The 21004-nt window shown below is 47.7% G+C and carries 22 protein-coding genes and 1 tRNA gene; 19 read left to right on the top strand and 4 right to left on the bottom strand.

All coding sequences use genetic code 11. From position 1 onward, the window contains the following. Together KNQ09_RS08510 and trxA are read left to right on the top strand one after the other, a co-directional pair. Nucleotides 1–966: an electron transfer flavoprotein subunit alpha/FixB family protein gene (locus tag KNQ09_RS08510; protein WP_050677630.1), complete on the top strand. Its 966-nt coding sequence runs from the start codon at nt 1–3 to the stop codon at nt 964–966. 161 nt (nt 967–1127) lie between these two features. Further along, complete coding sequence (gene trxA / locus KNQ09_RS08505) at nt 1128–1439, top strand: thioredoxin (RefSeq protein WP_023468994.1); 312 nt, start codon at nt 1128–1130, stop codon at nt 1437–1439. 61 nt (nt 1440–1500) lie between these two features. On the opposite strand, the gene KNQ09_RS08500 is transcribed toward trxA, so the two are convergent. Beyond that, the gene (locus tag KNQ09_RS08500) at nt 1501–1878 is read right to left on the bottom strand and encodes a VOC family protein (RefSeq protein WP_214858130.1); all 378 of its coding nucleotides are present in this window, start codon (nt 1876–1878) and stop codon (nt 1501–1503) included. Between the two features lie 14 nt (nt 1879–1892). Then, nucleotides 1893–3215 (bottom strand): dihydrolipoyl dehydrogenase family protein, encoded by a 1323-nt coding sequence (locus tag KNQ09_RS08495; protein WP_214858129.1) that lies wholly within the window; start codon nt 3213–3215, stop codon nt 1893–1895. An 82-nt stretch (nt 3216–3297) separates the two neighbouring features. On the opposite strand from KNQ09_RS08495, the gene uvrC reads away from it, so the two are divergent. After that, entirely contained in the window at nt 3298–5082 is a 1785-nt protein-coding gene (gene uvrC, locus KNQ09_RS08490) for an excinuclease ABC subunit UvrC (RefSeq protein WP_064299530.1), read from the top strand. Between the two features lie 41 nt (nt 5083–5123). Here the strand turns inward: uvrC and KNQ09_RS08485 are convergent, their stop codons facing one another. Together KNQ09_RS08485 and KNQ09_RS08480 are read right to left on the bottom strand one after the other, a co-directional pair. Then, nucleotides 5124–5738, bottom strand: coding sequence for a PH domain-containing protein (locus tag KNQ09_RS08485; RefSeq protein ID WP_023468990.1), 615 nt, complete (start codon nt 5736–5738; stop codon nt 5124–5126). Between the two features lie 117 nt (nt 5739–5855). Next, nucleotides 5856–6275 carry a YslB family protein gene (locus tag KNQ09_RS08480; RefSeq protein ID WP_050677628.1) on the bottom strand — a complete coding sequence of 140 codons (420 nt, stop codon included), beginning with the start codon at nt 6273–6275 and terminating at the stop codon, nt 5856–5858. Between the two features lie 213 nt (nt 6276–6488). Here KNQ09_RS08480 and KNQ09_RS08475 point away from each other — a divergent pair, with 213 nt between their 5' ends. From KNQ09_RS08475 to yihA, 16 genes are all read left to right on the top strand, one after another. Further along, the gene (locus KNQ09_RS08475; protein ID WP_029342294.1) at nt 6489–7106 is read left to right on the top strand and encodes a succinate dehydrogenase cytochrome b558 subunit; all 618 of its coding nucleotides are present in this window, start codon (nt 6489–6491) and stop codon (nt 7104–7106) included. A gap of 19 nt (nt 7107–7125) precedes the next feature. Continuing rightward, entirely contained in the window at nt 7126–8889 is a 1764-nt protein-coding gene (gene sdhA / locus KNQ09_RS08470; RefSeq protein WP_023468987.1) for a succinate dehydrogenase flavoprotein subunit, read from the top strand. Beyond that, nucleotides 8889–9695, top strand: coding sequence for a succinate dehydrogenase iron-sulfur subunit (gene sdhB, locus KNQ09_RS08465; RefSeq protein WP_023468986.1), 807 nt, complete (start codon nt 8889–8891; stop codon nt 9693–9695). The genes sdhA and sdhB overlap by 1 nt, the downstream gene beginning before the upstream one ends. Before the next feature lie 56 nt (nt 9696–9751). After that, nucleotides 9752–10207, top strand: coding sequence for an acyl-CoA thioesterase (locus tag KNQ09_RS08460; RefSeq protein WP_058713782.1), 456 nt, complete (start codon nt 9752–9754; stop codon nt 10205–10207). Nucleotides 10208–10272: 65 nt separating this feature from the next. Further along, nucleotides 10273–10536, top strand: a complete 264-nt coding sequence (locus tag KNQ09_RS08455) for a phosphocarrier protein HPr (RefSeq protein ID WP_012371023.1) — start codon at nt 10273–10275, stop codon at nt 10534–10536. An 86-nt stretch (nt 10537–10622) separates the two neighbouring features. Continuing rightward, nucleotides 10623–11429: a glutamate racemase gene (racE, locus tag KNQ09_RS08450; RefSeq protein ID WP_023468984.1), complete on the top strand. Its 807-nt coding sequence runs from the start codon at nt 10623–10625 to the stop codon at nt 11427–11429. Then, nucleotides 11430–12185: a ribonuclease PH gene (gene rph, locus KNQ09_RS08445; RefSeq protein ID WP_214858128.1), complete on the top strand. Its 756-nt coding sequence runs from the start codon at nt 11430–11432 to the stop codon at nt 12183–12185. Beyond that, nucleotides 12182–12775: an XTP/dITP diphosphatase gene (locus tag KNQ09_RS08440; RefSeq protein WP_214858127.1), complete on the top strand. Its 594-nt coding sequence runs from the start codon at nt 12182–12184 to the stop codon at nt 12773–12775. Before rph ends, KNQ09_RS08440 begins: the two co-directional genes overlap by 4 nt. Nucleotides 12776–12780: 5 nt before the next feature. Then, complete coding sequence (locus tag KNQ09_RS08435; RefSeq protein WP_214858126.1) at nt 12781–13290, top strand: metallophosphoesterase family protein; 510 nt, start codon at nt 12781–12783, stop codon at nt 13288–13290. A gap of 73 nt (nt 13291–13363) precedes the next feature. After that, nucleotides 13364–13437: transfer RNA gene (locus KNQ09_RS08430), tRNA-Arg, on the top strand. Between the two features lie 102 nt (nt 13438–13539). After that, the gene (locus KNQ09_RS08425) at nt 13540–14064 is read left to right on the top strand and encodes a hypothetical protein (protein WP_231681742.1); all 525 of its coding nucleotides are present in this window, start codon (nt 13540–13542) and stop codon (nt 14062–14064) included. 28 nt (nt 14065–14092) lie between these two features. Continuing rightward, nucleotides 14093–15076: a hypothetical protein gene (locus KNQ09_RS08420; protein ID WP_064299534.1), complete on the top strand. Its 984-nt coding sequence runs from the start codon at nt 14093–14095 to the stop codon at nt 15074–15076. Nucleotides 15077–15186: 110 nt separating this feature from the next. Continuing rightward, nucleotides 15187–16479 (top strand): trigger factor, encoded by a 1293-nt coding sequence (tig, locus tag KNQ09_RS08415; protein ID WP_023468978.1) that lies wholly within the window; start codon nt 15187–15189, stop codon nt 16477–16479. 234 nt (nt 16480–16713) lie between these two features. After that, nucleotides 16714–17979 (top strand): ATP-dependent protease ATP-binding subunit ClpX, encoded by a 1266-nt coding sequence (gene clpX, locus KNQ09_RS08410; RefSeq protein ID WP_023468977.1) that lies wholly within the window; start codon nt 16714–16716, stop codon nt 17977–17979. A 69-nt stretch (nt 17980–18048) separates the two neighbouring features. Next, complete coding sequence (lon, locus tag KNQ09_RS08405; RefSeq protein ID WP_023468976.1) at nt 18049–20358, top strand: endopeptidase La; 2310 nt, start codon at nt 18049–18051, stop codon at nt 20356–20358. Nucleotide 20359: 1 nt separating this feature from the next. After that, nucleotides 20360–20941: a ribosome biogenesis GTP-binding protein YihA/YsxC gene (yihA, locus tag KNQ09_RS08400; protein ID WP_023468975.1), complete on the top strand. Its 582-nt coding sequence runs from the start codon at nt 20360–20362 to the stop codon at nt 20939–20941. Nucleotides 20942–21004 lie beyond the last annotated feature (63 nt).

Here is a 21004-nt window from a genome sequence, read left to right as displayed (position 1 = left end):
ATGACAAAAGCATTAGTACTCGCAGAATCACGGGACGGCAGTTTACGGAATGTGTCGTTTGAGGCAATCGCAGCAGCGCGACGTGTCGCGGATGAAGTCATCGCGGTCCTGATTGGACATGATGTCGCAAAGGATGCCGATGCACTAGCATCACGCGGAGCGGACCAAGTCCTCGTCGTCGAGGATGAGCGTCTTTTACACTACACGCCAGACGGTTATGGACAAGTCTTCCTCGAGTTGATGAACCGGACGTCACCCGACGTGCTCGTCTTCGGTCATACGTCGCTCGGCAAGGATCTATCACCGAAGATTGCGGCAAAACTACAAGCCGGTTTGATCAGTGATGTGACGGCGATTGAAGGGGAAGGCGCAGATGCGTCATTCATTCGCCCGATCTACTCGGGGAAAGCATTTGAAAAAGTCAAAGTCGCAGAAGGCAAGACACTCTTTACAGTCCGTCCGAACAACATCGATCCGCTCGAAGCAGGTAGTTCACAAGGAACGGTCGAGTCGGTTACGGTTGAACTGAAGGATTTACGGACAATCGTCGCAGACATCGTACGCAAAGCAACAGGCGGCGTTGATTTGTCAGAGGCAAAAGTCATCGTCGCAGGTGGACGAGGCGTCAAGAGTTCGGACGGCTTCGCACCGTTACAAGAACTAGCAGATGTCCTCGGAGGAGCAGTGGGTGCTTCGCGTGGTGCTTGTGATGCAGATTACTGCGACTATGCGCTTCAAATCGGTCAGACAGGTAAAGTCGTTACACCGGATCTTTATATCGCGTGTGGGATCTCAGGTGCGATCCAACACTTAGCAGGGATGTCAAATGCCAAAGTGATCGTTGCGATCAACAAGGACCCGGAAGCGAACATCTTCTCTGTCGCTGACTATGGCATCGTCGGTGATTTGTTCGATGTCGTGCCACTATTGACAGCTGAATTCAAAAAAATGCTCGTTCACGGATGAGTTTGAAGACCGGTGCCATTATCATGGTGCCGGTTGTTTTTGCAGATTTTTCGCGTGAGCAGTTTCGTTTGTTGGAAGAGACTGCTATGATATACTCGAATCAATAAAGAGATCACCCATTTTTCTACCGGGTCGATCTACTCATTAGGAGGTTATGATCAATGGCAATCGTACACGCAACTAGCCAATCATTTAAAGAAGAAACACAAGAAGGACTCGTCCTTGTTGATTTTTGGGCAACATGGTGTGGACCATGTCGTATGCTCGCACCTGTTCTTGAAGAACTCGATGCTGACATGCAAGATGTAAAAATCGTCAAAGTCGACGTAGATGCAAACCCAGAAGTAGCTGGAGCATTCCAAGTTCAAAGTATCCCGACACTCGTTCTCTTCAAAGATGGACAACCTGTCAACAAAACAATGGGCTTCATGCCAAAAGACGCACTTAAAGAATTCGTTGAAACATCTAACTAATTCTTTCCTGCATATCAAAACAGACCGTTCTGCACAGGCAGAACGGTCTGTTTTTTTTAGATTACATTGGCGTACAAAGTTCAATCAGGTGACCATCGGGGTCGAGGACATAGGCGACGACTTGCCCCCATGGTTTTTGAGCAGGAGAGAGGACGGTCTCATATCCTGCCTCCACCACCTTCTGAAAAAGAGTCGGGACGTCATCCGTGATGAAACCAATCTCTAACGTCTGTTGTGTTTTTCCGCTTGGTATCATGTAATCCGGAATCAACTGTTGCACGTCTTCACGCGTATTGAAGGCGAGTGTCGTCTGACCGGTCTCGAACTCGATGTAGCTCCCGTGCTCCGCCTTGACGGATAGTCCAAGAACGTCTCGATAGAATGTCAGCGTTCGTGCAGTGTCTTCAACGTATAAAATCGTATAGCCGTATTGAATCATCCAAAAGCCTCCTGTCAATCCTCGAATAACGAAGCGATATCTGAAGCCGGTGTCGGGTAAGCGAATCCAGTCTGTTGCATCGAAGTACTTGGAATCCGGTGTTGCATCGCAAACGAGAAATAGTTTGCTAGTTCCGCTGCATTGACACCGATGAAGTGTGCGCCAAGGACTTGATCATCTTCCCCGACGAGCACTTTCGCCCGAGCGAAACTGTCCTTGATCCGTGCGTTCGTTTGCCAAGCGGACGTATCAATCAAGCGACCACGATAAGGAATACCTGCTTTTTTCAAAGCAGCTTCCGTCTCACCGACGAGGGCGAGGTTCGGCGCGGTGAATACGACGCTAGGTACAGGGAGCAGCTCTAGTTTCCGGTTGTTCCCTTCGAGCATGTTATCGGCAGCGAGTCGTCCTTCGGTTCCAGCAAACGGCGTCAACGCTGGATTCCCGCTGACAGCAACATCCCCTGCGGCATAGATATGTTCGACGGAAGACTGAAGGTACGCATTGACATGGATTCCTTTTTCATTATGAGCAACGCCAATTGCTTCGAGACCAAGCTGATCGATACTTGCGACACGTCCAGTCGCATTCAAGACGACATCCGTCTTCAAGACGTCACCGTTCGATAAATGAAGGGATTCCTCTTCGTAAGCGACGACCTCTGCTTCTTTGATGATCGAGATACCAAGTGCCCGTGTGGCTTCTAACAGCACATCGACCAATTCGCTCTCGAATTGTTTTAAGGCGTTAGAACGTAAGACGATCGTGACGTCTGCGCCAGCAATACGAGCGAGATGGGCGAACTCGAACGAGATATAACCGCCACCGATGCAGACGAGTCGGCGTGGAAGTTCTTTCAGTTCAAGAAACTCATTACTTGTTATGAAACGCTCAATACCGGGTACAGATAATTCGCGAGGTCTTAGACCGGTTGCGATTAAAAACTGTTTCCCTTCGATTTCGTCTTCACCAATTCGAAGGCGATGTGAAGACACGAAATGCGGTTCTCCATGGAAATAGTCGATGTCCGTTTCCGCGTACCGCTTTCGTGTTTGCTCCGGGATGGCGCGTGTGTATTCATTCTTTCGCTCCATCAATTGGCGCCAATCAATCGAAATCAGCCCCTTTACGCCGTATCCGAGCAATCGCTCGACAGCGTCTTTCGTCTCACTACCCGTCAGTAAGATTTTTTTTGCGTCACATCCACGTTGTGCGCATGTGCCACCTGGAGTGAAGTTCTCCACGATGGCAACACGTAGTCCTTTTTCAGCGAATTTATAAGCCGCTTGGTTTCCAGCGGAACCTGTTCCGATCACAATGCAATCATATGTACGCATTTTTCATCCTCCGTATGTCATAATCAATGTATGGTATTTACCCGAACGAATAAAACTAAAAACGGTGAAAGGAGACATTTATTTGGGACATCAAGAACATATCAAAGCGAAACTATCCCTTTTGCCTGATGAGCCAGGATGTTATCTGCACAAAAATGAATTCGGCGAAGTCATCTATGTCGGAAAAGCAAAAAATCTCAAGAATCGTGTCCGTTCCTATTTCACGGGAGCACATGATATTAAGACGGAACGTCTCGTCGCGGAAGTCCGTGACTTCGAATACATCATCACAGCCAGTGAACTAGAAGCGTTGCTGCTTGAGATGACACTAATTAAGAAACATGATCCGAAGTACAATATCATGTTGAAGGATGACAAGTCATATCCGTACTTGAAAATTACGAATGAAACCTATCCTCGCCTGATCACGACGCGTAAGTTAAAAAAGGATGGTGGTCATTATTTTGGTCCTTATCCGAATGCGTATGCGGCGAACGAGACGAAACGTCTGTTAGATCGTTTATATCCGCTACGTAAATGCCAACCGATGCCGAAAAAACTTTGTCTGTACTACCATATCGGTCAGTGTCTCGGTCCATGCGAAATCCCGAATCTCGAGTCGGAACAAAAAGCGCTCGTTTCAGAAATCCGACGTTTCTTGTCGGGCGACACGAAAGAGCTTGTCGAAGACTTGAAACAGAAGATGGCGGACGCGGCCGAAACGATGGAATTCGAACGTGCCGGAGAATTGCGCGATCAAGTACGGGCGATCGAGTCGATCATGAACAAACAAAACATGATCACAGCGGATTTGACGTCACGCGACGTATTCGGAATCCATGTCGATAAAGGTTGGATGTGTGTCCAAGTCTTCTTCCTTCGCGGCGGAAAGATGATCGAACGTGATGTCTCGCTTTTCCCGATTTATGGTACACCGGCAGAAGAGCTCGAGAGTTTCATCGTCCAGTTCTACGAAAAGAACATCAAGCCAAGTGAAGTCTATGTACCGCCACTCGTCAATCAGCTGTTGCTCAAAGAGGCGCTATCGATTAAAATTCATGTTCCGGTCCGAGGATCAAAACGGAAATTACTTGATTTAGCAACGAAGAATGCTGAAAATGCGATCTCTGAACGCTTCGAGTTGTTAGCGAAAGACGAGAAACGGACCGTTCAAGCAGTCGAAGAACTCGCTGACGCGATCGACGTTCATCCATTGTCCCGGATTGAGATCATCGATAATGCGAACATTCAAGGTGCGGATGCCGTCTCGGCCCTCGTCGTCTTTGAAGACGGTAAACCACTGAAAAAAGAATACCGGAAGTTCAAGATTCGGACGGTTCAAGGACCGGACGACTATGAATCGATGCGGGAAATCGTACGTCGGCGTTATCGACGGTTGTTACTCGAAGGAGCGCGCCTTCCGGACCTCGTTTTGATTGACGGAGGAGTCGGACAGTTGAATGCTGCTTTAGAAGTCATTCAAGATGAACTCGGCTTATCCCTGCCGGTCGGCTCATTAAAAAAGGATGACAAACACCGGACGAGTCAATTGTTGTTTGGAGAAGATGCCCGTCTCGTCGAACTAAGTCCGCGTTCGAGTGCGTTTTATCTACTTCAACGGATGCAAGATGAGGTCCACCGGTTCGCGATCACGTTCCACCGCTCGCTCCGTTCAAAAGGGATGACCCGTTCCTTGCTCGACGAGATACCAGGAGTCGGACCGAAACGACGCCAGCAGTTGATTCGTCATTTCGGATCGATGCGTAGCTTGCGACGCGCAACGATCGAACAGTTGGCGGAAGCAGGATTACCTGTCAAGTTAGCGGAAACCGTCGCTGAATATTTAAGTCAAGCAAATGAAGAATGAAAAAATGCCGTCCTCTTGAAGAGGGCGGCATTTTTAAATAATTAGTTGTTGATGTACTTTTCGTAGTATGAACCAAAGTCACGCTGGTTCCACTGATGGTAGTGACCTTGTAGCCACTCGAAGGATTGTTCGGACAACTCCTTGAATGTTTGCGGCACGTTCATGTCACCTTGACGAAGTCCGCCGAGAATCGTGACCGAATGATTCAATGAGCTGTTTGCGAACTCGAGCATCTTTTGTCCTTCATACTGTTTTTCAGCGATGGCAAGAAGTGTTTTATAAAGATCTTTCACATGTTCGAGTTGTTTCTTATCGACGTCGATCGAATAATGTTTACCACCAATCTCGAATTTGATCTCGACATCAAGATCTACTGTTCCCGCCGTTTCGAACATGACGTGGCGAATCGGATAGTGTGCGTACGGATAACGATACAAGACGCGTTTCGAACTGACGGCACTTTCACCATCGAGGTGAATTAAAGCCAGATTCGTAAAGCAATACTCGTCAGATTTAGATTTGATCAAGAAATAGATTTTCTCGCCGTCTTCATGTAAGACATAATCGTCAGCGGCTGCCTTGTCGAAATCATCAGGATGAATGACTTGTCCGATATCACTGAATCCTGTTAAATCTGCTGCTAGTTTTTTGAACATGTGAAGTTCCTCCTCGCGATTTGTGTACGAATGATTTTACGAGCATTTACTGCAAAAGGTTTCATGAATCTATTTCGATGTTGAAAATTAAGATTCCTGTCACGTTTTATGTAAATTTCACTTGAGCGGTTCAAGTGGATCTTTAGGGTCGATTTGGACCGTGATTTGAACGAGCTCTTTATTTAACTCGGCATATCCTTCCGCGACACATCCGTTAAAACGAGAGAACTGTTCAGCGAGGAAACCCGCTTCGAGTTGGAAGTACCCTTGTGGTCGTTCATCTCTCGTCGTATCAGGAGGAGACAGAACGAATGAGATAGCAGTTCCTTTACGTTTCTTGATTTCGAGCGTTCCCCAACCTGCTTGTTCAAAAAATGAGGCTAATTCAGATTCATCTACGACAGGGAATTGACGCGCTAGACGTTTACCTGCCCAGTAGATGACTTGCCGATAATCCGATCCTAAAAGATCAGTCAGCACATAATCTCGGATCAATTCGATACCGAAAAGTGGTGTTTGATTTGGTGTAGCATCCATCATGATTCACTCCTATCTGTGAACCATTATACCGAGATGATTCTTGTCGGTCATTGTTTTCCTAAAAAAATTTGCAGTTAAATGCAACGGCTCGGGTTGTCTTCTAAAAAGGACAGGAGTAGAATAAGTGATGAAAAGACGAATTTCCTTATGAAAGCGCTTTTCTACCAAAATGCGCCAACGGTTGATTGGCAAACAAAAGGGGGGATTTGGATGGCGAATCATCGTGATTTCGTGAGTCGTAAGATACACTCACTGCTCGGCGTCATTCCAATCGGGTTATTTTTACTTTCGCACTTAACGACGAACTACTTCATCGTACGTGGTGAGGAAGACTTCAATAAGGCCGCGGAATTCGTGGGGAACGTTCCGTATCGATTGTTCTTAGAGATCTTTGTCATCTTCATTCCGATCATCTTGCATGGTGTCTACGGTGTGTACATCGCATTCACCGGTTCTGCGAACACAGGGCGTTATACATACTTCCGGAACTGGATGTATGTACTGCAACGGTTCAGCGGTGTATTCCTTGTCGTGTTCATCACGTGGCACGTTTGGGAAACACGGATTGCCGCTGCGATGGGAACACCAGTGGATGCAAGCATGATGCAGAACATCGTCGATAACGGATTCATGCTCGCGTTCTATATCGTCGGGATCTTGGCGACGACATTCCACCTTGCGAACGGACTTTGGACGTTCTGCATCACATGGGGAATTACGCAGTCACCAGCATCTCAACGGGCGATGTCTTACGTGGCAGCACTCGTATTCATCGGTTTATCGTTTGTAGGCGTACGCTCGATCTTAACGTTTGCAGGCGTGTTGTAAGGAAAGGGGAACTGACAACATGGCGAACAAGAATCTTGTCATCATCGGCGGAGGGCTTGCCGGTCTGATGGCTACGATAAAAGCAGCGGAGCAAGGCGTACCAGTTAAGTTATTCTCACTCGTACCCGTTAAACGCTCACACTCTGTTTGTGCACAAGGTGGCATCAACGGAGCGGTCAATACAAAAGGGGAAGGGGATTCACCATACCAGCATTTCGATGACACGGTATACGGTGGGGACTTCCTCGCAAATCAACCACCTGTTCAAAAAATGGCGGAAGCAGCGCCGAAGATCATTCATATGTTCGACCGGATGGGTGTCATGTTCAACCGGACACCGGAAGGCTTACTCGACTTCCGACGTTTCGGAGGAACGTTGCATCACCGGACGGCATACGCTGGAGCGACGACAGGCCAACAACTGTTGTACGCATTAGATGAACAGGTTCGTAAGTTCGAAGCGCAAGGTTTGGTAGAAAAATATGAAGGATGGGAATTCCTTCGTGCCATCATCGATGACAATGGCATCTGTCGTGGAGCGGTTTGTCAAAACCTCCGGACGATGGAAATCGAGGCATTTGCCGCGGATTCGGTCATCCTCGCGACAGGTGGTCCTGGGGTCATCTTCGGAAAATCGACGAACTCGGTCATCAACACAGGACAAGCAGCAGCTGCTGTCTATCGTCAAGGTGCGATTTATGCGAACGGTGAATTCATCCAGATTCACCCGACAGCGATTCCTGGAGACGATAAATTACGTCTCATGAGTGAATCAGCACGAGGTGAAGGTGGTCGCGTCTGGACGTATAAAGACGGTAAGCCTTGGTATTTCCTCGAAGAAAAATATCCTGCGTACGGAAACCTTGTTCCACGGGATATCGCGACACGTGAGATTTTCGACGTCTGTGTCAATCAAAAACTCGGCGTCAACGGGGAAAACATGGTCTATCTGGATCTATCGCATAAAGACGCAAAAGAACTCGACGTCAAACTCGGTGGGATCCTTGAAATCTACGAGAAATTCGTTGGTGATGATCCACGAAAAGTACCGATGAAGATCTTCCCAGCTGTTCACTACTCAATGGGTGGACTATGGGTCGACTACGATCAGATGACGAACATCCCTGGATTGTTCGCAGCTGGTGAATGTGATTATTCGATGCATGGTGGTAACCGTCTTGGAGCGAACTCACTTCTCTCTGCGGTATACGGCGGAATGGTCGCAGGACCATCAGCCATCGCTTATATGAACGAACTCGAGACATCGGTTCATGAGATGAGCGAGGACGTCGTCGAAGCGCATAAGATTGAAGAGATCAACCGCTTCAACGATATCCTATCCATGGAAGGTACGGAAAACGCGTATCAAATCCACCGTGAGCTTGGAGAAATCATGACGGATAACGTCACGGTCGTCCGTTACAACGATAAGCTCGAAGAGACACTGACAAAAATCAAGGAACTCCGCGATCGCTTCACACGCATCTCGGCAACGGATACAGCACGTTGGAGTAACCAAGGGGCATCGTTCATCCGTCAGCTCGATCACATGCTCGACCTAGCTGAAGCAATCACGCTTGGTGCCTTAAAACGTGACGAGAGTCGCGGAGCGCACTATAAACCGGACTTCCCGGAACGTAATGATGAACAGTTCTTGAAGACGACGATGGCACGTTATACGAACGGTCATCCAGAAATCTTCTATGAAGACGTCGACACGTCGTTGATTCCACCACGGAAACGCGACTACAGCAAGAAGTCGAAGAAAGAGGTGAAAGCATAATGGCGACACCACTCGAATCATCTACTACGCAAAAATCGGTTCAATTCATCGTTCAACGTCAGGATGGACCTGATGGTAAACCGTATGATGAAGCGTTTGAAATTCCGTACCGTCCGAACATGAACGTCATCTCTGCTTTAATGGAGATTCGCCGGAATCCTGTCAATGCAGCTGGTGAAAAAACGACACCAATCAACTGGGACATGGGTTGTCTAGAAGAAGTCTGTGGCGCTTGTTCGATGGTCATCAACGGCACACCACGTCAGTCGTGTACGGCACTCGTCGATAAACTCGAACAACCGATCCGTCTGCAACCGATGCAGACGTTCCCGATCGTTCGTGACCTTCAAGTCGACCGTCAACGCATGTTCGATGCGTTGAAAAAGGTCAAAGCATGGGTCCCAATCGATGGAACGTACGATTTAGGACCAGGACCGCGTATGCCAGAAAACAAACGTCAATGGGCATATGAGTTATCGAAATGTATGACGTGTGGCGTGTGTCTCGAGGCATGTCCGAACGTCAACGATCGTTCGACATTCATCGGACCGGCATCGATCTCACAAGTTCGTCTATTCAACTCGCATCCAACAGGTGCCTTCCACAAGGAAGAACGCCTTGAAGCGTTAATGGAAGACGGCGGGATCATGCAGTGCGGTAACGCTCAAAACTGTGTCGAGGTTTGCCCGAAAGGGATTCCGCTGACGACTTCGATCGCAGCGATGAACCGTCAGACGACACTTCATTCATTCAAGAAGTTCTTCGGTAGTGACGAAGGACGGACAGGTGAAGCCGTTAGTTCATGATTTATCAAAGAAGGAGCTTGCTCCTTCTTTTTTCATTCAGACAGGAGGAACTCATTGTGCGCGTACCAGCTTATATTCCAGAACTTGAATCATGGCTTGAACAGATGAAACATGGCACACGACTCGATGTCGCCGTTCGTTTTGCGGAGACGGATGCCTATGGTCATATGAATAACCGGGTACCGTTCGTCTATTTTGAGGACGTTCGTACATTGATGTTAGAGGAAACAGGATATTCGCTTGCAGAAGACGGCATCATCGTCGTTGCGGATGCCCAGTGTAATTACATTCGCCAAGTCTACCCACGGGCACGTCTCGCTGTCTATGCGTATCCGGTACATGTCGGTAGTGCATCGTGTGACGTCCACTATGCGGCATTTGATGAGCAAGGTGAACTGATGTTCACAGGACGGACATCGATGGTACAAATCGACCGTGCCGGGAAAGCATTCCCGTGGAGTGAAGCATATAAAAATTCCTTGCAGAATCGATTCGAATCCGTTATCATTTGATAATGAGTTCACATATTCGAAAACGACTCACTAGTACGTTATTAGTGAAGGGAGATTTCTTAATCATGGAAAAAACATTCAAAGTCATCGCGGATTCAGGCATTCACGCTCGTCCGGCTACTCAGCTCGTCAACACAGCTTCTAAATTCCAATCAGACATCAACTTGGAATACAACGGGAAGACTGTCAACTTGAAGTCAATCATGGGTGTTCTTTCACTCGGAATCGCGAAAGATTCAGATATCAAAATCGTTGCAAACGGTGACGATGCTTCTGAAGCAATCACGACTCTTTCAGATATGCTGACTAGCGAAGGTCTTGCTCAGTAATCCTGTAATCGTACATTCTCGGACGCCGGTCTTGCACCGTCGTCCTTTTTTGTTACCATAGGAATGAGAGAAAGAGGTGGAGAAGAGTGAATCGAGCGATTGGAGTACTGGATTCCGGAGTCGGTGGGTTGACGGTCGCACGTGAATTGATGCGACAGTTGCCCCATGAGCGAATCATCTATGTCGGGGATACATTGCGGTGTCCGTATGGTCCTCGCCCAGAAGAAGAGATTCGTGAGTTTACGTGGGAGATGATTGATTATCTCGTGCAACAAGATGTGAAGTTGATCGTGATCGCCTGTAATACAGCCACGGCTGTCGTCCTAAAAGAAGCGCGAGAACGTTTAAATATACCTGTCATCGGTGTCATTGATCCTGGGGCCCGTGCGGCAGTCAAGGTGACGCGTACGAAACGAATCGGTGTCATCGGAACGAAGATGACGATTACAAGTAATTCCTACGAGAAGGCATTACGCCACGTCGAAGGACAAGTCGTCGTCGAATCGTTAGCGTGCCCGCCGTTCGTCCCGCTCGTCGAGTCGATGCAGACAGACGGTGCGTACGTCGAACGTGTCGTTGCCAATACATTACGACCATTGATGAATTACGATATGGATACATTGATCCTCGGGTGCACCCATTACCCGCTCCTAGCAGATGTGATTGGACGGGTCATCGGACCAGGCGTCCAGCTAATCTCTTCAGGAGACGAGACAGCGCTCGAGGTAGCAGCACTACTTGATTACAATACGATTTCAGCAGATGTGACACAAATTCCGGAACATCGTTATTATGCGACAGGCGATATCCGCTCATTTGATCAGATTGCGACGGACTGGCTCGATCAGACCATCCATGCGGAGCGCATCGTGCTTGGAACGGAGGAAGATTAAATGCGGATAGACCAACGAACGGCGGACCATCTCCGTCCTATTCAATTATCGATTGATGTCAATAAACACGCAGAAGGTTCTGTCTTGATTGAACTGGGCGATACGAAAGTCCTCTGTACGGCGACCGTCGAGGATAAGGTGCCACCGTTCCTTCGCGGTAAACGCCAGGGCTGGATCAATGCGGAATATTCGATGTTACCACGTGCGACGGCTCAGCGGACCGCACGAGAAGCCGTCCGTGGCAAGCAGACGGGACGGACGATGGAAATCCAACGTCTGATCAGCCGCTCGCTTCGGGCCGTCGTTGATTTAGAGAAGCTCGGGGAACGAACAATCTGGATCGATTGTGACGTTATTCAGGCAGATGGCGGCACACGAACGGCATCGATCACTGGTGGTTTTTTGGCACTCGTCCGAGCAGTCGATCAATTGATTCAAGCGGGAAAACTGACAGATACACCGATTAAAGAGGGCATCGCAGCGATCTCGGTTGGAATCGTCGAGTCGAATGTCTTGCTCGATCTATGCTATGAAGAGGACGCTGCGGCGGAAGTCGACTTCAATCTCGTCATGACCTCGTCGGGGAAAATCGTCGAGATGCAGGCGACAGGGGAAGAGTCGACATTTTCCCGTCAAGAGATGCTCGAAATGCTCGAACTTGGGGAAAAAGGAATTAAGGAACTGATTGATGCTGGCCGTGAGGCACTCGGTGTCTCTTGGTGGTATGTAGGAGAAGAAGTGGGGGAACATAGATGAAGGTCATCGTCGCAACACACAATGCAGGTAAAGTGAAGGAACTTGAAAGCATGCTGGGTCGTCTCGGTTATACGGTCGAGTCGTTACTCGATCACGCCGATGCTCCGGAAACGGATGAAACAGGTGAGACATTCGAGGAGAATGCACTTTTAAAAGCAACAGAGGCAGCAGCCTACTTTGGCCACGCGGTACTTGCTGATGATTCAGGTCTTGAAGTCGATGCTTTAGATGGCGCTCCCGGCGTCTACTCGGCACGCTTCGCGGGTCTTGAAAAGTCGGATGTGGCGAACAATGCTCTACTACTTGAAAAGTTAGAAGGTGTTCCGGAGGAAGAGCGGACGGCGCGCTTCGTTTGTGTACTCGCGCTAGCGAAACCAACGGGTGAGACATTGACGGTTCGTGGGACGATGGAAGGGCGAATCGGTTTTGAAGCGGCGGGTTCGAACGGTTTCGGTTATGATCCATTGTTCGTCACGGCAAGCGGACAGACGGCTGCTGAGTTGACGAAAGAAGAAAAAGCGATGATTAGTCATCGTGGCAATGCATTGCGCAAGCTCGAACAGGACTTAACTACTTTCTTAGGAGTGTGATGAAGATGAGAGCGTTGATCGTTAGTGATAGCCATGGACTAGAACAAGAACTGCTTACGATATTCGAACGTCACCAAGACGTGGATTTGGCATTTCATTGTGGGGACTCCCAATTGACGCGCGACATCGAATCATTATATCCATATCGTGTTGTGCGAGGGAATTGCGATTACGGACACGATTTTCCGGAAGAAGTCATGTCGAAAATAGATGGTCGTACCATCCTTTGTGTCCACGGACATCGTCAGGACGTCAAATACAGTCTAGATGTCTTACAGCATCATGCGAAGGAAAAGCAGGCGGATATCGTCTTATATGGTCATTCCCATGTTGCGAAGGCTGAATATCGGGACGGTGTGTTATTCATCAATCCAGGTTCAATCCGGATGCCACGTCATCGACCAGACAAGACGTATGCGATTCTTGAAGTGGATCAAAACCGTTATTCTGTCGATTTTCTCGATGTGAATGGCGATCGAGTGAATGCCCTGCATCTGGACGGAACATTTTTGTAATAAAATAAATACAATGTTTGTAATGTGATTGACACGAAAGAATTGTTCTAGTATAGTTTATTCGTGTTGACACGTCCCAATAGCTCAGCAGGATAGAGCAACGGCCTTCTAAGCCGTCGGTCGGGGGTTCGAATCCCTCTTGGGACGCTATAATTAAAATAGAGACTGCCCTTACGAGGGTGGTCTCTTTTTTTTATTCCGATTTTCGATTATAATTAAGGTATCATGAACTCGAAAGGGATGAATGCAATGTGGAAGAAAGTTGGAGCAGTCCTCGTGCTAAGTACGTTTCTTGCTGGATGTAGTGAGATTTCAAATACAGTCGACGATGCAAAACAACAAGTCAACGATGTAAAAAATAGTGTTGATTACGCTGGAGAACTTCAAGGCATTGCGAAAGATACGGCCCAAGTCACGTCAGATTTGTCGGCTTCCTTGAATGAGGCTGCTACGACAGCGCGTGAATCCGCGAACCCTGAACAAGCACTTGATCAACAAATCGAAAAATTGAAGGAAAACGGAACGATTGATCAGTTCAATCAAGAACTGGATCAAATCGATCAACGATTAGCGGGACTTGAAAATCCGCCGCAAGAATTGCAGAATTTAAGTGCAAAACTCGAGCAGTACGTGAATCAATCGGAAGACATCGCTCGATTACTTGAAGCTGACGTCTCATTAGATACGTTGAATCGATTAGGAATCGAGCAGGCGGGACAACTTCAAGAAGCGATCACGAACTGGACGTCTTTACTCGATCCATTTACGAAATAAGAAGTTGAACATGAAGGAGTGCCGGAATATGGGGACATCGCGCTGGATGGAACATGAACTAGAAGTAGAACGAGCGCGGATTCTTCGTTTGCCCGCTTCTAAACAAGAACAATTGATTATGGAATTAGAGACTGACCAATTGACAGGAGAAGATGTATTACACCGGCTCTATGTCATTCAACCACTCTTAATGCATGACCGTGAACGATTTGAAACAGTGGCAGAACGATTTCTTGAAGTCGAGGGTGTCGAGCAAGTGCTCGCACTCTTTCTTTATGAACTCGGAGAACGTTATCCGATGAAACTCGCTTTGCGCTCGGCGTCACCGTATCTGCCTTATGGGCTCGCGCTTCGATTAGATGAAATCAAACAACAGATGCGTGTTCGCGAACAAAAGCCGGCAGTTCAAAACAACCCTGTTGCGCAGCGTGAGGTAACATCAGCAACGGAACTGATGCATGTGTTACGACATGGGAGTTGGGTCGAACAAATGCGCCATTTGACCGGTATTGAATTCGAACGGACCTCTGAGCTCATTGCATATATTACCCAGAAATATCTTCAGGCGCAAGAGACTGCACATCAAAGTCTACTCGTCATTGATCAGTTATTAGGAAGCGTGCTGGATCACGTGTCATATCCGATAAGCATTCATGTACCACACTTAGCTGTAGACTGGACGATCTCGTCACGCGAAGATTTAGAAGAAATCCTGATGGTACATCAACAGGAGCAACAAGCGTTACTGGCATCGATGCATACGTTAGAGCGAATGGATCCGTTCCGAGCGTTGCTCGTCTTGCGATCGGATCAACTGATTCATCTTGAAGAACGAGAACGAATCGGATCAGATATGGAGAAATGGCTCGCAGCATGCGAAGAACTCGCAGGTCTGACATTTGAACGTGAAGAACCGGAACGTATCCTCAGTCCGCTGGCGAAGCGGTTATATCGAGCGGCACATATCCTTTATCCAGAAGTCATCGCATTCGAGCAGATTTACTTCGATTGAGACATCTGGAAACGATTCGTTCAACAGTGGTAATCGTCAGAACGATTGTGCTATAATGTGACTTGTTGTACACACATGTACGCTAATTGACAATTTTGGAGGGACTCAGCATGACTGCAAAATGGGAAAAACAATCAGGTAGCCTCGGCGTCCTCACGTATGAAGCGCCTGCTGAAGCATTTGATAAAGCGGTAGACCAAGCGTTCAAGAAAGTCGTTAAGACTTTGAACACACCTGGTTTCCGTAAAGGAAAAATGCCACGCGCAATGTTCAACAAAATGTACGGTGAAGAAGCACTGTACCAAGATGCACTCGATATCCTTTACAAGGACACAATCGAAGGTGCAGTCGTCGAATCAGGAATCGAGCCAATCGCGCTTGAGAACATCGACGTTGAAACACTCGAAAAAGGCAAGCCAGTCGAATTCAAAATCACGTTCGTCATCGAGCCAGAAGCTACACTCGGTGAGTACAAAGGTCTTGAGTACACAGCAGTTGAAACGAACGTTACTGACGAAGACGTCGACGCTGAACTCAAAACATTACAAGAACGCGGTGCAGAACTCGTCGTTAAAGAAGATGGCGTCATCGAGAATGGCGATACAGTCGTATTCGACTTCGCAGGTTTCGATGGGGAAAACCAATTCGACGGCGGAACTGCTGAGAACTACTCACTCGTCATCGGTTCTGGAAACTTCATTCCTGGATTCGAAGAGCAAATGGTCGGTTTAAAAACTGGCGAGCAAAAAGATCTTGAAGTGACATTCCCAGAGGAATACCACGAAGCATCACTCGCTGGAAAACCAGTTACATTCAAAGTAACGATCCACGAAGTCAAAGCACAAGAGCTCCCTGAATTGACAGATGAGTTCGCAAAAGAAATGGATGAAGAAGTTTCTTCACTCGACGAGTTGAAAACAAAAATCCGTACGCGTCTCGAAAACACACGCAAACAAGAAGCTGATGCTTCAATGCGCGATGAGTTAGTCGAAGCGGCTACGAAAAACGCGACAGTTGATCTTCCAGAAGTCATGGTCGAAAACGAAGTCGAGCGTATGGTTCAAGAGTTCACACAACGTATTCAATCACAAGGTATCGACCTCAACATGTACTTCCAGTTGACTGGAACGACAGAAGAGGCAATGCGTTCTGAAATGAAAGAGCAAGCGGAAGAGCGTGTTAAAGCACGTCTCGTCCTCAAGCAAATCGTTGCTGACGAAAAAATCGAAGTAACAGATGAGGAAACTCAAACTGAACTTCAATCAATGTCAGAACTCTACAACATCCCTGCAGATCAACTTGAAACGATGCTTGCACCACAAGGTGGTCTTGAAACGCTTAAAGGCGATCTTCAATTCCGTAAAGCTATCGATGTTCTCGTCGACAACGCAAAAGCAAAATAAGCCATTTCATGGTTTTCGATCGACTTCAAGCCCAATTTCTGGTCTTGGAGTCGATTTTTTTGTACGATAGGTCAAACAAGGACAAACGATCCTTGGTTCAGAACATCAAACTGTAAATCGTTCGTCCAGGATTTGAAAGACTTTCCTTGTTCATGCTACAATCATAAATAGTAAAACGTGAGACGGGATGCTACAGGCATCCATACAATTTCCACGTTAAAGGGGTGGACCTTTATGTTTAAATTTAACGAAGAAAAAGGTCAGCTAAAATGTTCTTTCTGTGGAAAGACACAAGAACAAGTACGCAAACTTGTTGCTGGACCTGGCGTTTACATTTGCGACGAGTGTATCGAACTCTGCAATGAAATCGTAGAGGAAGAACTCGGCACTGAAGAAGAAGTCGAGCTAAAGAATGTTCCGAAACCGCATGAAATTCGTACGACACTTGACGATTATGTCATCGGTCAAGAAAAAGCGAAGAAGTCGTTGTCTGTAGCGATGTACAATCACTACAAACGAATCAATGCTGGTGGTCGCGCAGATGATGTCGAGCTCTCAAAATCGAACATCGTCATGATTGGACCAACAGGTAGCGGTAAGACACTTCTTGCCCAAACGATGGCACGTATCTTGAACGTACCGTTTGCGATTGCAGATGCAACAAGTTTGACGGAAGCCGGTTATGTCGGTGAAGACGTCGAGAACATCTTATTGAAACTCATCCAAGCTGCGGATTACGATGTCGAGAAGGCTGAAAAAGGAATCATCTACATTGATGAGATCGATAAGATTGCTCGTAAATCAGAAAACCCGTCGATTACACGTGACGTATCTGGTGAGGGTGTCCAACAAGCCTTGCTGAAGATTTTGGAAGGAACGGTTGCGAGTGTACCGCCACAAGGTGGACGAAAACACCCACATCAAGAATTCATCCAAATCGATACGACGAACATCTTGTTTATCGTCGGTGGCGCATTCGATGGTATCGATCAGTCGATCAAACGTCGTCTTGGTAAAAAAGTCATCGGATTCGGAAACGATTCAGAGAACCGTAACCTTACACAAAAAGAAATTCTGGCAGCTGCATTACCAGAAGATCTTCAAAAGTTCGGTTTGATTCCAGAGTTCATCGGTCGTTTGCCGGTCATGGCGACGCTCGAGCCACTTGATGAAGAGGCACTCGTTCAAATCTTGACGAAACCGAAAAACGCCCTCGTGAAACAATATAAAAAAATGCTTCAACTCGATGATGTCGAACTCGACTTTACGGAAGATGCACTTCTTGAGATTGCAAAACTTGCAATCGAACGTAAAACAGGTGCGCGTGGTCTTCGTTCGATCATCGAAGAAACTATGCTTGATATCATGTTCGAAATCCCATCACGTGAAGACATCGCGAAAGTCATCATTACAGCAGAAACGTTGACTGGTAAACGCGGTCCAACGCTTGAGTTGAAAGATGGTACAATTGAACATGGGAAAGAAAAAGAAACGGCGTAACACCGTGACAAATCGGCTCGGAGGCTACTTGTACGCCTTTCCGAGTCTTTTTGTTTAGGAGGAATTCGAATGAAGAAAAAACAATATCCACTTTTACCGTTACGCGGTGTCGTCGCGTATCCGTTGATCGGATTGACGATTGATGTAGGGCGTCCGGTATCCTTAAAAGCCTTACTTGCATCAAAGGAACACGAAATCGATCTCGTCGTCGTCACGCAACGTGATCCAGAGGCAGAGCCGTCTGTTGACGGGCTGCACCAAGTTGGTACGCTCGTTCAAATCGCGAAGATGAGTGAACTCGGGAATGATACGGTCCGTGTCCGCGTCATCGGGAAGGAACGTGTCCGGATCGAAAACGTCGAAGAGACAGACGAAGGTTATCAAGCCGTCATCGAACCAATCGAGAAGATGGACATCAAAGGAGCGAAACAAGAAGCGCTCGTTCGTCTCATCAAAGAACAGTTCGGTCAGCTCGTCTCTCGGATCAAAGGAATCGGAACGGATGAACGTCGCCGATTCGAGACATACGAACGCCTCGATTCATTGACGGACTATATTACGTCGAAGCTACCAATCGATATCTCGAAGAAACAGGAGTTCCTCGAACAACAGGATCCGGTCGAACGAGGATTGATGTTGCTTGATGTCATGAAACACGAATATGAAGTCGTCGAACTCGAACGTGAGATGCGTGAACGGACGAAGAAGACGATTGAACAATCGCAACGCGAGTATTACTTGCGGGAACAATTGAAGACGATTCAACAAGAACTAGGTGGCGAGTCGGCTTCTGTTGAAAGCGATGCGACGAAATATCGGGAGCAGCTTGCGATGCTTGATTTACCAGAAACGACGGTTGCGAACGTCGAGAAGGAAATCAGTCGTTTAGCGGTCGTACCGGCGACGAGTCCCGAACATGGGGTCATTCGCAACTATCTCGAATGGTTCTTCTCGTTGCCGTGGAATGAAGCAACCGATGATTTCTTGAACGTCTCGGCTGCTTCGGAACAGCTTGAAAAGGACCATTACGGTCTAGAGAAGGTCAAAGAACGGATCCTTGAGTATCTTGCCGTTCGTCAATTGACGGACTCATTACGTGGACCGATTCTTTGTCTATCTGGTCCTCCGGGAGTCGGGAAAACGTCGCTTGCCCGTTCGATTGCCACAGCACTTGAGCGGAAGTTCGTCCGCGTTTCACTTGGTGGCGTGCGCGACGAAGCGGAGATCCGTGGACATCGCCGGACGTATATCGGTGCGATGCCAGGACGGATCATTCGTGGTTTAAAACAAGCAGGAACGAACAACCCGGTCTTCCTGCTTGATGAGATCGATAAGATGTCAAATGACTTCCGTGGTGACCCGTCGTCCGCAATGCTTGAAGTTCTTGATCCGGAACAAAACAACAGCTTTTCTGATCACTATATCGAAGAACCGTTCGATCTATCGAACGTTCTGTTCATCGCGACAGCGAACGATGTCTCGAATATCCCCGGACCATTGCTCGACCGGATGGAATTGATTCAAATCGGTGGCTATACGGAACAAGAGAAAACGGAAATTGCCGTTCGTCATCTCTTATCGAAGCAACTGGCTGAACACGGTCTGAAAAAGAGTCAATTGACGGTCAAAGCAGACGCGCTAGAAGAAGTCGTCCGTCGTTATACACGAGAAGCCGGTGTCCGGAATCTCGAACGTGTCCTCGGCTCACTTTGCCGGAAAGCAGCGAAACAAATCGCGATGGGTGAGAAGAAACGGGTGACGGTGACAAAACGTAATCTGGACGATTTCCTAGGCAAACCGATCTACCGCTATGGTCAAGGCGAGCTCGAAGATATGATTGGCGCGGTGACTGGTTTAGCGTATACTGCTTTTGGGGGCGATACGTTGACGATCGAAGTCAGCCTTGCTCCGGGTAAAGGGAAATTGCAGTTAACCGGGAAACTCGGTGATGTCATGCAAGAGTCGGCTCAGACCGCGTACAGCTTCGTCCGAGCGAATGCGACGTCCCTTGGCATCGAACCGAACTTCTACGAAACGCAAGACATCCACATCCACGTTCCTGAAGGTGCCGTACCGAAAGATGGTCCATCTGCTGGGATCACACTCGCGACAGCATTGATTTCCGCTTTAACAAAACGCCCGGTTCGCCGGGATGTCGGGATGACAGGTGAAATCACGTTGCGTGGACGTGTCTTACCGATCGGTGGATTAAAGGAGAAGTCACTCGCAGCACATCGTGCGGGCTTGACGACCGTTCTGTTGCCACAAGACAATACGCGGGACATCGATGATATCCCGGAAAGCGTCCGCGCAGGAATGGAATTCATTCCGGTCGCGACGATGGAGCAAGTGCTCGAACATGCATTAAAAGGAGAGTAACATGAAAATTTATAAAGCTGATTTTATTACGAGTGGCGTCAATCCGGAACATTATCCGGAGCCATTGTTGCCAGAAGTGGCACTCGCAGGGCGATCGAACGTCGGAAAGTCCTCTTTCATCAATAAACTGGTCCAGCGTAAAGCACTCGCGCGGACATCTTCGAAACCAGGTAAAACGCAAACCTTGAACTTCTTCAACATCAATGATGAAGTCATGTTCGTCGATGTACCGGGTTACGGATATGCGAAAGTTTCGAAGACGGAGCGTGAAGCATGGGGCAAGATGATGGAGAAGTACTTCACGCAACGGGAAATCCTCAAAGGTGTCGTACAGCTCGTCGACATCCGACACGATCCGTCTGCGGATGATGTGACGATGTATGATTTCTTGAAGTATTACGATCTACCGGTCATCGTCGTTGCGACAAAACTCGATAAGATCAAAAAGAGTCAACGTGATAAACATATCGCGGCAATCAAACGTAAATTGCAATTTGACGGTCAAGATACCTTGATTCCTTTCTCATCTGAGACAGGAGAAGGCGTCGATGCCGCATGGGAAGCGATTTATCGTCTACTGTAAAATAACGAAACGTTCTGTTCTCCGGCAATAGGAGAGCAGAACGTTTTTTAATTAGGGTTAAAG

Source organism: Exiguobacterium sp. s191 (assembly GCF_018618955.1).
GTDB lineage: Bacteria > Bacillota > Bacilli > Exiguobacteriales > Exiguobacteriaceae > Exiguobacterium_A > Exiguobacterium_A abrahamii.
Note: the sequence above shows the minus strand (reverse complement) of the source record. Positions and strands in the feature narration are given on the sequence as shown.

Coding starts and splice junctions, on each gene's coding strand:
- sdhB (WP_023468986.1), top strand. CDS start 8,889: ATGGCGACACCACTCGAATCATCTACTACGCAAAAATCGGTTCAATTC.
- KNQ09_RS08475 (WP_029342294.1), top strand. CDS start 6,489: ATGGCGAATCATCGTGATTTCGTGAGTCGTAAGATACACTCACTGCTC.
- tig (WP_023468978.1), top strand. CDS start 15,187: ATGACTGCAAAATGGGAAAAACAATCAGGTAGCCTCGGCGTCCTCACG.
- sdhA (WP_023468987.1), top strand. CDS start 7,126: ATGGCGAACAAGAATCTTGTCATCATCGGCGGAGGGCTTGCCGGTCTG.
- clpX (WP_023468977.1), top strand. CDS start 16,714: ATGTTTAAATTTAACGAAGAAAAAGGTCAGCTAAAATGTTCTTTCTGT.
- rph (WP_214858128.1), top strand. CDS start 11,430: ATGCGGATAGACCAACGAACGGCGGACCATCTCCGTCCTATTCAATTA.
- KNQ09_RS08425 (WP_231681742.1), top strand. CDS start 13,540: ATGTGGAAGAAAGTTGGAGCAGTCCTCGTGCTAAGTACGTTTCTTGCT.
- KNQ09_RS08480 (WP_050677628.1), bottom strand. CDS start 6,275: ATGGATGCTACACCAAATCAAACACCACTTTTCGGTATCGAATTGATC.
- KNQ09_RS08495 (WP_214858129.1), bottom strand. CDS start 3,215: ATGCGTACATATGATTGCATTGTGATCGGAACAGGTTCCGCTGGAAAC.
- KNQ09_RS08435 (WP_214858126.1), top strand. CDS start 12,781: ATGAGAGCGTTGATCGTTAGTGATAGCCATGGACTAGAACAAGAACTG.
- KNQ09_RS08420 (WP_064299534.1), top strand. CDS start 14,093: ATGGGGACATCGCGCTGGATGGAACATGAACTAGAAGTAGAACGAGCG.
- yihA (WP_023468975.1), top strand. CDS start 20,360: ATGAAAATTTATAAAGCTGATTTTATTACGAGTGGCGTCAATCCGGAA.
- KNQ09_RS08440 (WP_214858127.1), top strand. CDS start 12,182: ATGAAGGTCATCGTCGCAACACACAATGCAGGTAAAGTGAAGGAACTT.
- lon (WP_023468976.1), top strand. CDS start 18,049: ATGAAGAAAAAACAATATCCACTTTTACCGTTACGCGGTGTCGTCGCG.
- KNQ09_RS08500 (WP_214858130.1), bottom strand. CDS start 1,878: ATGATTCAATACGGCTATACGATTTTATACGTTGAAGACACTGCACGA.
- KNQ09_RS08485 (WP_023468990.1), bottom strand. CDS start 5,738: ATGTTCAAAAAACTAGCAGCAGATTTAACAGGATTCAGTGATATCGGA.
- KNQ09_RS08455 (WP_012371023.1), top strand. CDS start 10,273: ATGGAAAAAACATTCAAAGTCATCGCGGATTCAGGCATTCACGCTCGT.
- KNQ09_RS08510 (WP_050677630.1), top strand. CDS start 1: ATGACAAAAGCATTAGTACTCGCAGAATCACGGGACGGCAGTTTACGG.
- trxA (WP_023468994.1), top strand. CDS start 1,128: ATGGCAATCGTACACGCAACTAGCCAATCATTTAAAGAAGAAACACAA.